At 72.3% G+C, this 12,992-nt stretch carries 9 protein-coding genes; 6 read left to right on the top strand and 3 right to left on the bottom strand.

Features of this window, described 5'->3' with window-relative positions; translation table 11 throughout:
* Positions 1–222 precede the first annotated feature (222 nt).
* The 5 genes from FAF44_RS39605 to FAF44_RS39585 all read left to right on the top strand — a co-directional run bounded on the left by FAF44_RS39605 (position 223) and on the right by FAF44_RS39585 (position 5,663).
* On the top strand, positions 223–1,710 hold the full coding sequence (locus tag FAF44_RS39605) for a sulfatase-like hydrolase/transferase (RefSeq protein ID WP_237108514.1): 1,488 nt from the start codon (positions 223–225) through the stop codon (positions 1,708–1,710).
* A 47-nt stretch (positions 1,711–1,757) separates the two neighbouring features.
* Positions 1,758–2,762 (top strand): aliphatic sulfonate ABC transporter substrate-binding protein, encoded by a 1,005-nt coding sequence (locus tag FAF44_RS39600; protein WP_237108513.1) that lies wholly within the window; start codon positions 1,758–1,760, stop codon positions 2,760–2,762.
* A 47-nt stretch (positions 2,763–2,809) separates the two neighbouring features.
* Complete coding sequence (locus FAF44_RS39595; RefSeq protein ID WP_237108512.1) at positions 2,810–4,045, top strand: ROK family transcriptional regulator; 1,236 nt, start codon at positions 2,810–2,812, stop codon at positions 4,043–4,045.
* 68 nt (positions 4,046–4,113) lie between these two features.
* Entirely contained in the window at positions 4,114–4,896 is a 783-nt protein-coding gene (locus FAF44_RS39590; RefSeq protein ID WP_237108511.1) for an ABC transporter permease, read from the top strand.
* A complete protein-coding gene (locus FAF44_RS39585; RefSeq protein ID WP_237108510.1) occupies positions 4,893–5,663 on the top strand; it encodes an ABC transporter ATP-binding protein in 771 nt (256 codons plus the stop codon). Before FAF44_RS39590 ends, FAF44_RS39585 begins: the two co-directional genes overlap by 4 nt.
* A 64-nt stretch (positions 5,664–5,727) precedes the next feature.
* On the opposite strand, the gene FAF44_RS39580 is transcribed toward FAF44_RS39585, so the two are convergent.
* Genes FAF44_RS39580 through FAF44_RS39570 form a run of 3 tightly spaced genes read right to left on the bottom strand, consistent with a single transcriptional unit; the run spans position 5,728 to position 12,679 of the window.
* Positions 5,728–9,561, bottom strand: coding sequence for a S8 family serine peptidase (locus FAF44_RS39580; RefSeq protein ID WP_237108509.1), 3,834 nt, complete (start codon positions 9,559–9,561; stop codon positions 5,728–5,730).
* Positions 9,562–9,592: 31 nt separating this feature from the next.
* A complete protein-coding gene (locus FAF44_RS39575; protein WP_237108508.1) occupies positions 9,593–9,751 on the bottom strand; it encodes a hypothetical protein in 159 nt (52 codons plus the stop codon).
* Positions 9,752–9,796: 45 nt separating this feature from the next.
* Positions 9,797–12,679 carry an AAA family ATPase gene (locus FAF44_RS39570; protein ID WP_237108507.1) on the bottom strand — a complete coding sequence of 961 codons (2,883 nt, stop codon included), beginning with the start codon at positions 12,677–12,679 and terminating at the stop codon, positions 9,797–9,799.
* Between the two features lie 120 nt (positions 12,680–12,799).
* Between FAF44_RS39570 and FAF44_RS39565 the strand changes: the two genes are divergently transcribed.
* Positions 12,800–12,988, top strand: a complete 189-nt coding sequence (locus FAF44_RS39565; protein ID WP_237108506.1) for a hypothetical protein — start codon at positions 12,800–12,802, stop codon at positions 12,986–12,988.
* The last annotated feature ends 4 nt before the right edge of the window (positions 12,989–12,992 follow it).

The following is a 12,992-nucleotide window of genomic DNA, read 5'->3' as shown; positions in this document are numbered from 1 at the left end:
CAGCAGGGCGGCTGCGAGCGCGGCTGCCGCGATGGTCGCGAGGGGGCGGCGCATGGGGCTCCTTCTCTCGGGGGGTGTCAGCGATCAGTCTGGCCACGCCTGCTTATTTAGGTCAAGAGATGGGATTAAAGAGGCGGACATATCCCTCGCCGACCCTCTTGTGATCGTGATGATGCGCCGTTTAATGTAAACGCTCAGTACTAAATGGCGATCGGAGCATGAGTGACCAGTCCACGCAACGTCCTGTTCCTGATGACCGACCAGCATCGGGTGGACACCCTCGGCTGCTACGGCAACCCGGTGATACGCACGCCCGCACTGGACGGCCTGGCGGCGCAGGGCGCGCGCTTCGACCGGTTCTACACCCCGACGGCCATCTGCACCCCGGCGCGGGCCTCGCTGTTCACCGGGCTGCACCCGTTCCGGCACGGCCTGCTGGTCAACCCGGAGCGCAACGGCGGCGGCCGTGACGAGGTCGCCGAGCAGCACCCGGTCATGTCCGCGCCGCTGCTGGCCGCGGGCTACAACATGGGTCACGTCGGCAAGTGGCACATCGGCCGGGAGCGCGGGCCCGAGCACTACGGCATGGACGGCGAGCACCTGCCCGGCGCGCTGAACCCCTTCCACCACCCGTCCTACCGGCAGTGGCTGGAGGAGCGCGGGTATCCGCCGTTCGCGGTGGAGCGGCCGGTCTTCGGCAAGGCCGCCAACGGCACCGGCCGCGGCCACCTCATCGCCGGCCGGCTGAACCAGCCGGCGGAGGCCACGATCGAGGCGTTCCTCGCCGACCGGACGCTGGAGTTGCTGGACCGCTACGCCCGCGACTTCCGCGACTCCGGCCGGCCGTTCATGCTGTCCTGCCACTGGTACGGCCCGCACCTGCCGTACCTGATCCCGGAGGAGTACTACGACATGTACGACCTGGAGCGCGTGCCGCTCCCGGCGTCCATGGCCGAGACCTTCGACGGCAAGCCCGAGGTGCAGCGCCGCTACTCCGAATACTGGTCGGCCGACAGCTTCGACGCCGACGCCTGGCGCGGGCTCATCGCCGCGTACTGGGGTTACGTGTCCCTGATCGACGCCCAGATCGGCCGGCTGCTGTCCGCGCTGCGCGAGCTGGGCCTCTGGGACGACACGGCGGTGATCTTCACGGCCGACCACGGCGAGTTCACCGGCTCGCACCGGCTCAACGACAAGGGCCCGGCCATGTACGAGGACATCTACCGCGTCCCCGGCATCGTCCGGGTCCCGGGCCTGCCCGCGCGCACCGTGGACGCGTTCGCCACGCTGATCGACCTCAACCCCACCATCCTGGACCTGGCGGGGCTGCCGCCCCAGGAGCCGTGCGACGGCGAGAGCCTGCTGCCGTTGCTCTCCGGCGCCCCCGCTGAAGGCCGGGACTCGGTCACCGCCGAGTTCCACGGCCACCACTTCCCCTACTCCCAGCGCATGTACCGGGACCGCCGCCACAAGCTGGTGTTCAACCCCGAAGGCGTGCACGAGCTGTACGACCTGGACAACGACCCGCACGAACTGCGCAACGTCTACGCCGTGCCGGGCTACGCGGAGGTCCGCAGGGACCTGACCGTACGGCTCTACCGCGAACTGCTGCGTCGTGGCGACCCCGCGTACACGTGGATGAGCTACATGGCCGACATCGGCGCGGACCGTGCCCCTGACGTGGACGGCGTCGCGGACGAGCTGGTCTGAGGCCGTCCGCGTCACCCCCCGCACAAAGAACGAGAAAGGATCCGCCGATGAGGCGTCCCCGCATCCTGGCCACCGTCCTCGCGGCGCTGGCCCTCCTCCTGCCCGCCGCCGGGTGCGGCGCCTCCGGCTCCGAGAGCTCGGGAGCCGAGCCGAAGAAGGTGCGCTTCGGCTACATCGCCGACTTCTCCGGCGCGGCCGTGCTCGCCGCCGCCGACAAGCAGGGCCTGTGGGCCAAGCACGGGCTGGAGCCGGAGCTGAAGGTGTTCACCAACGGTCCCCTGCAGATCCAGGCGCTGGGGGCGGGCGACCTCGACTTCGGCTACATCGGCTCCGGCGCGACCTGGTTGCCCGCCAGCGGCAAGGCCAAGGTCATCGCACCCAACATGCTCGGCCAGGCCGACCGCGTGATCACCTACGCGGGCTCCGGCATCTCCTCCGTCGCCGACCTGAAGGGCAAGAAGATCGGCGTCCCCGAGGGCACCTCCGGCGACATGATCCTGGAGCTGGCGCTCAAGGAGGCCGGCCTGTCGGGCAAGGACGTGCAGAAGGTCAACATGGACGCGAGCACGGTCGTGACGGCCTTCAGCGGCAAGCAGGTGGACGCGGCGGCCATCTGGTACCCGTTGATCGACACCATCAAGAAGAACGTGCCCGACCTGGTGGAGCTGACCAAGAGCGAGGACTTCTACCCGCGGCTCAGCTTCCCCAGCTCCTTCGTGGCCCGCAACGAGATCGTCGCCGAGGACGCCGACACCGTCACCAAGGTGATCAAGGTGCTGCAGGAGGGCAACGACTGGGTCGCGGCCAACACGACCGAGGCCGAGGCGCTGACCGCCACGTTCCTGAAGGCGCCCGCGGAGCAGTTCAAGGGCTCCTCGGCGGTGACGAAGATCCTGCCGAGCCAGGAGCTGAAGGGACTCATGGCGGACGGCTCGGTGGCCGGCTGGTACAAGGGGCTGGCCGATCTCTTCGTCGTCATGGGCAAGCTGACCGACTCGCCGGACCCCGCCACCTACATCACGACCGACCTCTACACCGCCGCGGCGGGCTGACACCGCCGGGAAAACGATGAACCCTCTCCTCCCACCATCATGTAGCCATGTCGACCCCCACTGACGCCCTGCAACGGCTGCGGCGGGTGCACGAGGACGCCGTCCTGGCCGCGCTGCGCGCGGCGGGCGGGCTGAGCCGCGCCCAGCTCACCGAGCGCACCGGCCTGTCCCGCACCACCATGTTCGCGATCGTCTCCGGCCTCCTCGACCGCGGCGTGGTGATCGAGACCGAGGGGTCGGCGGCCGAGCCGCGCGGGCGCGGCAGACCGGCCGCGCTGGTCTCGCTCAACCCCGACGCGGGCCTGCTCCTCGGCCTCGACCTGGGACGCAGCCGGGTACGCCTGGCCGTGGCCAACGCCGCGCACCAGGTGGTCGCCACCGCCTCGGCCGACCTGCCCGGGGACGCCGCCCCCGAGGAGGAGGCCGAGACCGCGGTGCGGCTGGTGCACGAGAGCGCCGCCGGCCGCGGCCTGAGCCTGGGCGCGCTGGAGGCGATCGGGCTCGGCCTCGTCGGCGTGGTGGACGAGCACCTGCCGCACGTCACCGTGCCGAGCGAACTGCTCGCGGGCGGCGGTTCCGCAACTGTGGCCCCGATCGTGCCCGCGCGCTACCTGCCGCTGGCCCGCCGGCTCGGTGAGGAGTTCGGCGTGCGGCTGGCCGTCGACAACAACGCCCGGCTGGCCGCGCTCGCCGAGGCGACCTGGGGCGTCGGCCGATCCGTCCGCGACATGGTGTACGTGCGCTGGTCGGTCGGCGTCGGCGGCGGTCTCATCGCCGGCGGGCGGCTGCTGCGCGGCGCGCACGGCGCCGGCGGCGAGCTGGGCCACGTCTCCCTCGACCCCGGCGGCCCGCCCTGCCACTGCGGCTCGCGCGGCTGCCTGGAGGGGCGGATCGGCGGCCGGCGGCTGCTGGAGGAGTGCGCGGAACGCGGCGTCCCGCTGCCCGCCCTCGACGCGCTGGTCGCCGCGGCGCAGGACCGCGTGCCCGCCGTGTGCGAGGTCGTCGCCGCGGCGGCGGCCGACCTGGGGCGCGTGCTGGCGGGCACCGTCAACCAGCTCGACCCGGCGCTGGTCGTGGTCGGAGGAGAGCTGGCCGGGCTGGGCAGCCTCGTCCTCGACCCGATCCGCGCGGCCGTCGCCGGCCAGGCGCTGCCGCGCTCGCCCCGCGAGATCGCCGTCGTGCCCGCCGACCTCGGCGTCAACGCCTCCGCGATGGGCGCGATCGCCCTGCTCCTGCACGAGGAGCCGTCCATTCCCGCCCACCTCCGTCCCGACGTCCCATGACCGTATCCGTGCCCCCGGAAGGACCCCCACGACATCATGCAGAGCGCAGAGCCATGACGGCGGCGATCATGAGCGAACCGCCCGCCGCCCCCCGGCGCCGGGCGCGCCCCGGGCGCACGCTCGTCCTCAACGTGACGGCGGTGATCGCCGGGCTGGCCGTCTGGACCGGGCTGTCCGTGTCCGGCATCCAGGGGCTGACGGGGCCGATCGAGGTGGTCGGCCGGGCCGCCGAGCTCGTCGCCGACGGCACCCTGCCCACCGACATCCTGGCCAGCCTGCGCCGCGTCTTCACCGGGTTCGTGCTGGGCACGGCGCTGGCCGTCCCGGTCGGCTTCCTGATGGGCTGGTACGCCACCGCCCGCGCGCTGATCGAGCCGTACGTGCAGTTCTTCCGCACGATCCCGCCGCTGGCGATCATCCCGCTGGCCATTCTGCTCATGGGCATCGGCGAGACGCCGAAGGTGTTCGTCATCTTCCTGGCCGCGTTCCTGTCGAGCGTGGTCTCCACCTTCCAGGGCGTGCTCGACGTGGACCGCACCCTCATCAACGCCGCCCGCGTCCTGGGCGCCTCCGACCGGACGATCTTCCTGAAGGTGGTGGTGCCGGCCTCGACGCCGTTCATCATCGTCGGCATGCGCATCGGTCTCGGCGCGGCCTGGGGCACCCTCGTGGCGGCCGAGCTGATCGCCGCCCAGGAAGGGCTGGGCTACCGCATGCAGCAGGCCCAGCTTTACTACGACCTTCCCACGATCTTCGTCGGCCTGATCAGCATCGGGGTGCTCGGCCTGGCCATGGACCGGCTCCTGCTGCTGGCCGAACGCCGGCTGACCGGATGGCAGGAGCGCCGATGAACGCCAAGATCTCCTTCCAGGGGGTGTCGAAGTCGTTCCCCCTCAAGAGCGGCGACTTCCTCGCCCTCGACCGCGTGGACCTGGACATCGCCGACCGCGAGTTCGTCACCGTCGTGGGACCGTCCGGATGCGGCAAGAGCACGCTCATGAGCATGGCGGCCGGTCTGGAGGAGCCGGGCACGGGGCAGATCCTGCTCGACGGCGCGCCCGTGAGCGGCCCCGGCCCCGACCGGGGCGTCATCTTCCAGCAGTACGCGCTGTTCCCGTGGCTGAGCGTGCGCAAGAACGTCGAGTTCGGGCTCAGGCTGCAGCCGATCTCCGCCGAGGAGCGGCGCCGGCGCGCGCAGCACGCGATCGACCTGGTCGGGCTGACCGACTTCGCCGACGCCCTGCCCAAGACCCTGTCGGGCGGGATGAAGCAGCGCTGCGCGATCGCGCGCGCCTATGCCGTCGGCCCGCAGGTGCTGCTCATGGACGAGCCGTTCGGCGCGCTCGACGCCCTCACCCGGGTGCAGTTGCAGGACCAGCTCCTGGACACCTGGAGCCGCGAGCGGCGCACGGTCATGTTCATCACGCACGACGTGGACGAGGCCGTCTACCTGGCCAACCGGGTCGTGGTCATGGCCGCGCGGCCCGGCCGCGTCCACCGGGTCATCGAGGTGGACCTGCCGTACCCGCGTACCGAGGAGGTGCGGCTGTCCCCGGAGTTCGCCCGCATCCGCAACGAGGTCTGGCACTCGGTGTACCACCAGGCACCCGCGGCCTGACCGGCCGCGCGCCGACGCGAACAGCCCGGCCCTGGAAGACCGGGGCCGGGCTGCCTGCGTCAGGTCAGCGAACGGTGAAAGCCTCCTTGACGGTCTGCTCGACGCGGTTGCCCGCCTGGTCCCACGCCGCGACCCGGAGGCCGACGGGACCGGTGAACCGGGAGAGGTCGGCCTGGACCGTGTAGCTGCCCGCGCGGCCCGGCCGCACGTCAGCCTTGGTCCAGGTGGCGCCGCCGTCCCGGCTGAGCTCGACGGTGAGCCCGGCCGTGGCCGCCGGCCTGGTGGCGGACGGCTGGCGGGCGAGGCTCAGCTCGAAGCGGTGCCTGCCGGGCCGCACCTGGTTGGCCGAGTCGAGGCCCAGGTCGTAGCGGGGGAACAGCAGCGGTTCCGGACGGCAGGGCGTCGCGGTCGGGGGACGGTTGACCCAGTCCTCCAGCCAGGTGCCCATGCACCGGTAGCCGCCGGTGGTCTCGTTCTTCGTCACGGCGCCCGAGGTGAAGGTCCAGGCCGTCGTGGTGGCGTCCGTGGTGTGGGTGAGCTTGTACGTCTGCCGCTCCGGAGGCAGCTTGTAGCCGAGGAACGCGTTGACGACGGGGTCGCCCGCCTGCGGGACCTCGGTGCCGTCGGCCCGCTCCAGCCGGACCGTGGGGTCGCCCCTGAACTGGCCGAAGACGGCGCCGGTCCCGTCACTCTCGATCTGGTTCGGGTCGGCGGAGGCGCTGTAGCGCAGGTAGGGCCAGAAGACGTCGCCCTGCCGGCAGCCGGTGCACAGACCCAGGTCCAGCGCGGCGTAGCGGGGGCCCGGATATCCCTCGGTGGCCGTCGTGGCCAGTTGCGGGACCACGGCGGGGACGCGCGGCCCGTCGTTCCAGGAGATCGTCGTACGGCCGGGCTTGCCGTACACGCCGTAGTGCACCTGGCGGGGCGAGGTGATCCCCGGGGTGCCGACGGCGTGCCGGACGACGGTGTCCGAGCTGACCGGGCCGTAGTACTCGGTGACCTTCCACGGCGACGGGGCGAACGGGGGAAGCGCGTGGGCGCCGCGCGACTCGAGCTCGGTGGGCTCGTACGGCTTCCACATCGCCGCTGTGACCGCCTGCCAGCCGGGCTCGGCCGCGTGCAGGTCGTGCTCGATCGTGGCCAGGTTCGCGCCGGTCATCCGGTAGTCGAGCCGGTCCGGGATCCGTCCCTCCATGTACGGCTTGAGCTGGTAGAAGTACGGCGTGCGCGGCGTCCCGGTGACCGTGGCCCTGCCCCCGCTCGCGGCGGCGGCGCTCAGCCGGTCGGCCTCCCGCCAAGGCATCCGGACGAGCGGTACCAGATCCATGACCTCGGCGAACTCGTCGTATTCGCCGGGGTTGCTGGCCCTGTCACACCAGATGCTCAGTTCCAGCAGGTCCGGGGTGTACTGCCGCTTGCTCATCACGATGCCCGCGGCGCCGGCCTTGGCGATGGCGATGAGCGTGTCATTGGACGGCAGGCAGAACCTGTTGTCCTGCAGCAGGTCCTCCGGGTTGCGCCTGACCACAACGAGCTTCCCGCGCAGATCTGCCTTGGCGAGTTCGTCCGGCGTGCCGTAGCCGACGTCGGCCAGGGGCAGCGATCTGGTCCCGGAGAACAGCTTGGACGGGTCGGGGACCCGGGCGTTGTGACCGATGGGGGAGTTGAAGAGCGGGTACTGCACGTCCAGCGACCTGCCGCCGAGCTTCATGGTGACCGGTGGCGCGACCCTGGTGGTCTGCAGCGCGACGGTGAACTTCCCCTTCGTCACCTGCTTGGTGGGGCTGATCCACAGGTTGTCCCGGCGCGCGTTCGTGCCGAGGGTGAAGTCGTACCAGGAGATGAAGAAGCTGCCCTTGGCGACGTCCTCGGGGACCCAGCGCTGCATGCCGAACGAGCGGCTGTGCCCCTCACTCTGCTGCGGGGTGGAGTAGGTGGGGCGGACCGCCTTGGCCGCGTCGAGCAGGACGTTCGTGTCCCCGTCGACGGTCACCTCAGGGTCGACCAGCCTCGAGGTCTGCAGAGTGTCGGAGTCGTCCAGCCAGGTGAAGGCACTCGAGGTGGCGCTGAACACCGCCGAGGAGGCGACCAGGCTGCCGGTGTAGGAGGCGGCGGCCGCGCTGCGATGATCGACGGTGACCGTGGCGGTCGCGGTGCCGCCCGCCGGGACGGTGAGCGTGTCCGTGTCCAGGGTGAGCGCCCCGTCCGGGAAGGGCGTGCCGTCCGCGGCGCGGACCGCGCCCGTCAGGCCGAGCACGATCTCCGTGTCGCCGGGGTTGGTGTAGGTCACCGTGCGCCGCAGCGCGTCGCCCTCGACCGGGTGACGGAAGAAGCCCAGGTCGAGCGTGGCCGGGCTGACCTGGACCTGCTGGCGTACCGCCTGGGCCACGTCGAGCCGGCCGGCGCCCTGCTGGTACGCGGTCAGCCCGACGTCCTTCGCGCTCGCGACCAGGCCGGACTTGAGCTGGTCCGCGCTCCAGTCAGGGTGCTGCTGGGCGAGGATCGCGGCGGCGCCGGCCACGTGCGGGGTGGCCATCGAGGTGCCGTTGAGGCTGGTGTACCGGTCGTCCACCGGGGTGCCGAGGGTGGTTCCCGCGGCGCGGGCGGCGATGATGCCCGCGCCCGGCGCGCTGATCTCGGGCTTCAGCCCGTAGTCACCGCGCCTCGGCCCCCTGCTGGAGAAGCTCGCCAGCTTGTCGGACTTGTCCACCGCGCCCACGGCCAGCGCGCGGTCGGCCGTCGCCGGGGCGTTGACGGTGAAGTCCTTGCCGTTGTTGCCCGCCGCGATGACGAACAGGGCGCCGGTGCTCTCGGTGAGCGAGTTGACCGCCGTGCTGAGGGGGTCGGTGCCGTCGGTCGGCTCGGAGCCCAGGCTCATGGAGATGATGTCGGCGTCCATCTCGTCGGCCGCCCACTCCATGCCGCCGACGATCTCGGACAAAGTTCCGGAGCCCTCGTTGTTCAGCACCTTGCCCACGAGGAGGTCGGCTCCGGGCGCGACACCCTTGCGCCGGCCTTCGGACGCGGCGCCGCTGCCCGCGACGGTGGCGGCCACGTGCGTGCCGTGCCCGTGCCCGTCCTTGACCTCCTCGCCGTCGATGAAGCTCTTGGACGCGACGACCTTGCCGGCCACGTCCGGATGGGTCTCGTCGATCCCGGTGTCGAGCACGGCGACCTTGACGTCCTTGCCGTCGAACCCGGCCTGCCACGCCTCGGGCGCGCCGACCTGGGGCACGCTCTGCTCCAGGTCGACCGTGACCTTGGCGTCCAGCCACACCTTCCCGACGCCCTTGGCCAGGCCGGGCTCCTTGCCCACCATCGACGCCCAGAACGCGGCCGACTTGCCCTCCGTCACCGTGGTGGCGGCCGCGGCGGCGCTCTTCAACGCCACCGGCTTCGAGGTGCCGGTGAACGCGTCGGTACGGGCGGCCAGCGTCGAGGCGCCCGGCTTGTCCTTGTACCCGATGATCAGCGGGATCTCCTTGCCCGCGTAGCCGTTGGCCGCCAGGTAGGCGACGTCGAACAGTTGCCGGTCCACCCGTCCGGCGTTGATCTCGCCGAGCACGTCGTCGGAGACGACGTACAGGCTCTCGGCGCTGCCCAGGCTGGTCAGGTGCAGTTCGGGCGTGGAACCGTCGGGCCTGGTCGCGGGCTCGGCGTCGACGCTGAAGCGTCCGTCCGGACCCGGGTTGAGCGCCACCCGGTCCCCGGTGATCAGGGTGATGGCGTACGGCTTCTGCGGCAGGGCGTCCAGCGCGGGATTGCGCAGGGTTTCCTGGGCGGACGACGGTGCCTCGGCGGATGCGGCCGCGGCGGGCGGCGGATCGGACGGCAGGACCGCCAGCAGGGGTAGGGCCAGCGCGACGGCGGTCACGCGGGCCGGTAAGCGGGAGCGCATGCAGGGTCCTCTCAGGGGTGGGGGGTGCTGATCAGAGGGGTTCGTAGCCCTCGGCCGGCGACGGGACATCCGTCTCGGGCACGACGTCGGCCTCGGGCAGGACGTCAGCCGCGGACACCACGTCACCTTCGGGTGGGGCGTCCTGCGCGGGCTTGTCCTCCGGATCGGCGGGACTCGGATCGGGGTTCACGAAGATCAGCATGCGCCGCGCCGCCGCGCGTAGCGATTGGGTGAATCACCCAACAATCTCCCGTTCGGCCGCCACCCGCGCCAGTTCGGTGCGCGACGACACCGCCAGTTTGCGCATCGCGGTACTCAGATGCCGGTCGACCGTGCGCGGCGACAGGTGCAGCGCCTCGGCGACCTTCCTGTTGGTCCACCCCTTCACGACCAGGGCGATCACGTTCAGCTCGCGGGGGGAGAGCTGGTCGCCGTACCCGCGTCGCCCGCCGCGCCAGGCGAGCGTCACGTCCACGCCGTGCTCGCGCAGCAGCCGGGCCACCCGGTCGGCGTCCCACCGCGCGTCGAGCGCGCGCAGCCGTTCCCGCGCGTCCGCGAGCACGGCGAGCGCCTCGTCGGTACGGCCGGCGGCCAGCAACGCCCTGCCCTGCCGCTCCAGGGTCAGCAGTTCGTCGTAGGGGCGGGGGATCGCCGCCCACCGCGCCGCGGCCAGGCCGTACAGGTCGGCGGCGGTGGCGGGGTCGGCGGCCACCAGGGCGTGGCACGTGGCCAGCGCCGCGGCCGGCGCGGGAGCGCCCTCCGGCGCGCGGAAGGCGGCCACCAGGTCGCGGGCCCGGTCCGGCTGCCCGGCCCCGATCAGCGCCTCGACGTGCACGGGCGCGATGTCCGTCGCCCACAGCCAGATGCCCTTGCGCTCGATCAGGTCCATCACCGGGGTGGTGACGTCCAGGGCCGCTCCCGGCTCGCCGTCGGACAGGCAGATCCTGGCCAGCGCGGTGTTGGGGAAGGCGAAGGGGTTGGCGTGGCCGAGCGCGGCGCTCTCCTCGAGGACGCCCCGCAGCAGCCGCTCGGCCTGCGTGCGGGAGCCGCGGGCCAGGGTCAGTTCGCCGAGCAGCCGCTGCGCCTCCAGCCGGTCGGTGATCTCGCCCTCGGGGGCCTCGGTCAGCGCGGTCGCGGACTCGGCCAGCTCATCCCAGGCGCCGGTGCACCAGGCCAGGTGCGCCTGCGCGATGCGGGCGGTGCCGATCATCCGGTGGAAGGCGGTGTGGGCGAGGATCCGGCCGCCCTCCTCGATCCGCCGTACCGCCTCGTCCGTACGGCCCCACAGGATCGCGCAGTGCGCCAGGCTCAGCACACCCCTGACCAGCTCACGGCGCTGCGGCCCCGGCGGTGCGCCGTCCGGGATCTCGCGGGCGGACTCCCACCCGGACTCCTCGCCCAGCATGAGCAGCGCGATGGTACGGCTGCACACGAACAGCAGCAGCTCGGTCGGGTCGGTGATCCGGCTGAACAGCGGCGCGGCCCGCTCCGCCCAGCGCAGGTGCCGGGCCGCCGGCCACGCCTCGTTGACCGGCGTGGCCAGGTAGAGCATGGCGCGGGCGGCCAGCTCCGGCTGCGCCTCCAGGTCGGGAACCGCCGCCTCCACGTCCGCGAGCCCCGCCTCCCAGTACCTGAGCTGGAGCTTCAACCGGCCGAGCAGCAGCCGCAGCTCGCCGCGGTCGGCGTCGCGCGGCACGCCGTCGTCGAGCACGGACTCGATCGTCGCGCAGATCCTGGTGCCCAGCTCGCCGATGGGGTCGGCGCCCATGGTGGCCGCCCCGCCCAGCTTCCTGGCGAGCCGGACGCGCCGTTCCGGGGGATGCCCGGCCGTGCTCAGCAGTTCGTGCAGCACGGTCACGGCGGTGTGGTCGTCGCCCGACTCGACCGCCACGGCGGCGCTGGCCTCGGCGTACTCGCTCCACCTGGCCACGTCGCCCGCCTCGCGGAAGTGCCGGCTGAGGCGGACGACCGGCGGGTGCGCCGCCGCGCTCAGCGCCTCGCCCGCGCGGCGGTGCAGCAGCCTGCGGGTGGAGACCGGGACGGCCTCCTCGACGGCCTTCGCGGCCAGGATGTGCCGGAACGTCACCTCGCCGGGGTCGCTCTCGCGTAACAGGCCGCAGCCGAGCCCGTCGGCGACCCCGTCGAGCACGGAGGGCTCGTCGAGCCCGGCCACGGTGGCGATCAGCTCGGCGCCGACGGGCACCCCGAGGACCGCCACCGCGCGCAGGACGAGCAGCGTTCCGGGGTCGAGCCTGGCCACGCGCTCCAGCACCGAGTCGCGCACGGTCGGCGGGACCTTCAGGTCCTCCAGCACGCGGCGCGTCCACCGGCCGTGGGCCAGCACGATGTCCCTGCGGTCGCGCAGCAGCCGGACGCTCTCCTCCAGGGCGAGCGGGATGCCGCCGGTGTGCTCGTGCAGGAACTCCGCGAACGACGCCGAGACGCTCTCCACGCCGAACAGCGAGGCGATCAGCAGGCCGGTCTGCGTGACGTCCAGCGGGTCGAGCACGATCCGCGCCTGGGCCATGCCGGCCGGGACGCGTGAGGTCAGCCGCAGGAGCAGCGAGTCGGGCGGGACGTCGAGCGGCCGGTAGGTCACCACCACCGAGGCGTGGTGCCCGCCGGAGGCGGCCATGGTGACCAGCCACTCCAGGGTGGCCGCGTCGGCCCAGTGCGCGTCCTCCACGACCAGGACGTCCACGCCCAGCCGTTCGATCAGCTCGGCCAGCGCGCGGAACAGCCGGTAGCGGGTGGAGCGGGGATCGGTGGCCGGTTCGGGCAGCGGCGGCAGGTCGGCGGCCCATTCGGGGAACAGCGGGCGCAGCGCGCCGCCGAGCGGGCTCAGCTCGACCCGACCGGCCTGCTCCCAGACCCGGCGTAGCGCGTCCACCAGGGGGCCGAGGGGGAACGGCTCGTACAGGGGCGGGCAGGTGGCCTGCGCGATCCGGCGGTCGCGTAACTCGGCGGAGTCGAGGCATTCGTGCACCAGGCGGGTCTTGCCGATGCCCGCCTCGCCCTCGATCACCACGAGCGTGGCGGGGCCGCGCAGCGCGTCGGCCACCGTCGTCACGGCCGTGTCGCGGCCGACCAGCGCTGGGGACGCGGGCAGGGGACGCACTGAACCTTTGCCCCTTTCGATCACGAATGAGGTTATATGTGAAATGTCGGAAAATACAGCTCTAAGGCGCTTTGCCGCGCCGCGACCCATAAATGCTGGTGAGCGGGTAGAGCCAGCTCTATGAGCAAAAAGGGGCAGACGCGCCAGCAGATCCATCATCCGGGCACGAGGGTGGAGCGGAGCGGCATCTACACGTGCGACGCGGGATGCGACCACAGCACCGACGTGAAGGGCCACGTCTTCCCGCCGTTGCCCAAGGGCTGCCAGGCGCAGGGCTGGGTGCTGCTCACGGCGGCCCACCCGGAGTGACGCG

This window comes from Nonomuraea sp. MG754425 (assembly GCF_021699195.1).
Lineage (GTDB): Bacteria > Actinomycetota > Actinomycetes > Streptosporangiales > Streptosporangiaceae > Nonomuraea.
The sequence above is the reverse complement of the archived record's forward strand: the minus strand, read 5'-3'. Positions and strand labels throughout refer to the sequence as shown.

Excerpts from the sequence above, each read along its gene's own strand:
- FAF44_RS39600 (WP_237108513.1), top strand. The coding sequence starts at position 1,758 with ATGAGGCGTCCCCGCATCCTGGCCACCGTCCTCGCGGCGCTGGCCCTC.
- FAF44_RS39595 (WP_237108512.1), top strand. The coding sequence starts at position 2,810 with ATGTCGACCCCCACTGACGCCCTGCAACGGCTGCGGCGGGTGCACGAG.
- FAF44_RS39590 (WP_237108511.1), top strand. The coding sequence starts at position 4,114 with ATGAGCGAACCGCCCGCCGCCCCCCGGCGCCGGGCGCGCCCCGGGCGC.
- FAF44_RS39585 (WP_237108510.1), top strand. The coding sequence starts at position 4,893 with ATGAACGCCAAGATCTCCTTCCAGGGGGTGTCGAAGTCGTTCCCCCTC.
- FAF44_RS39580 (WP_237108509.1), bottom strand. The coding sequence starts at position 9,561 with ATGCGCTCCCGCTTACCGGCCCGCGTGACCGCCGTCGCGCTGGCCCTA.
- FAF44_RS39565 (WP_237108506.1), top strand. The coding sequence starts at position 12,800 with ATGAGCAAAAAGGGGCAGACGCGCCAGCAGATCCATCATCCGGGCACG.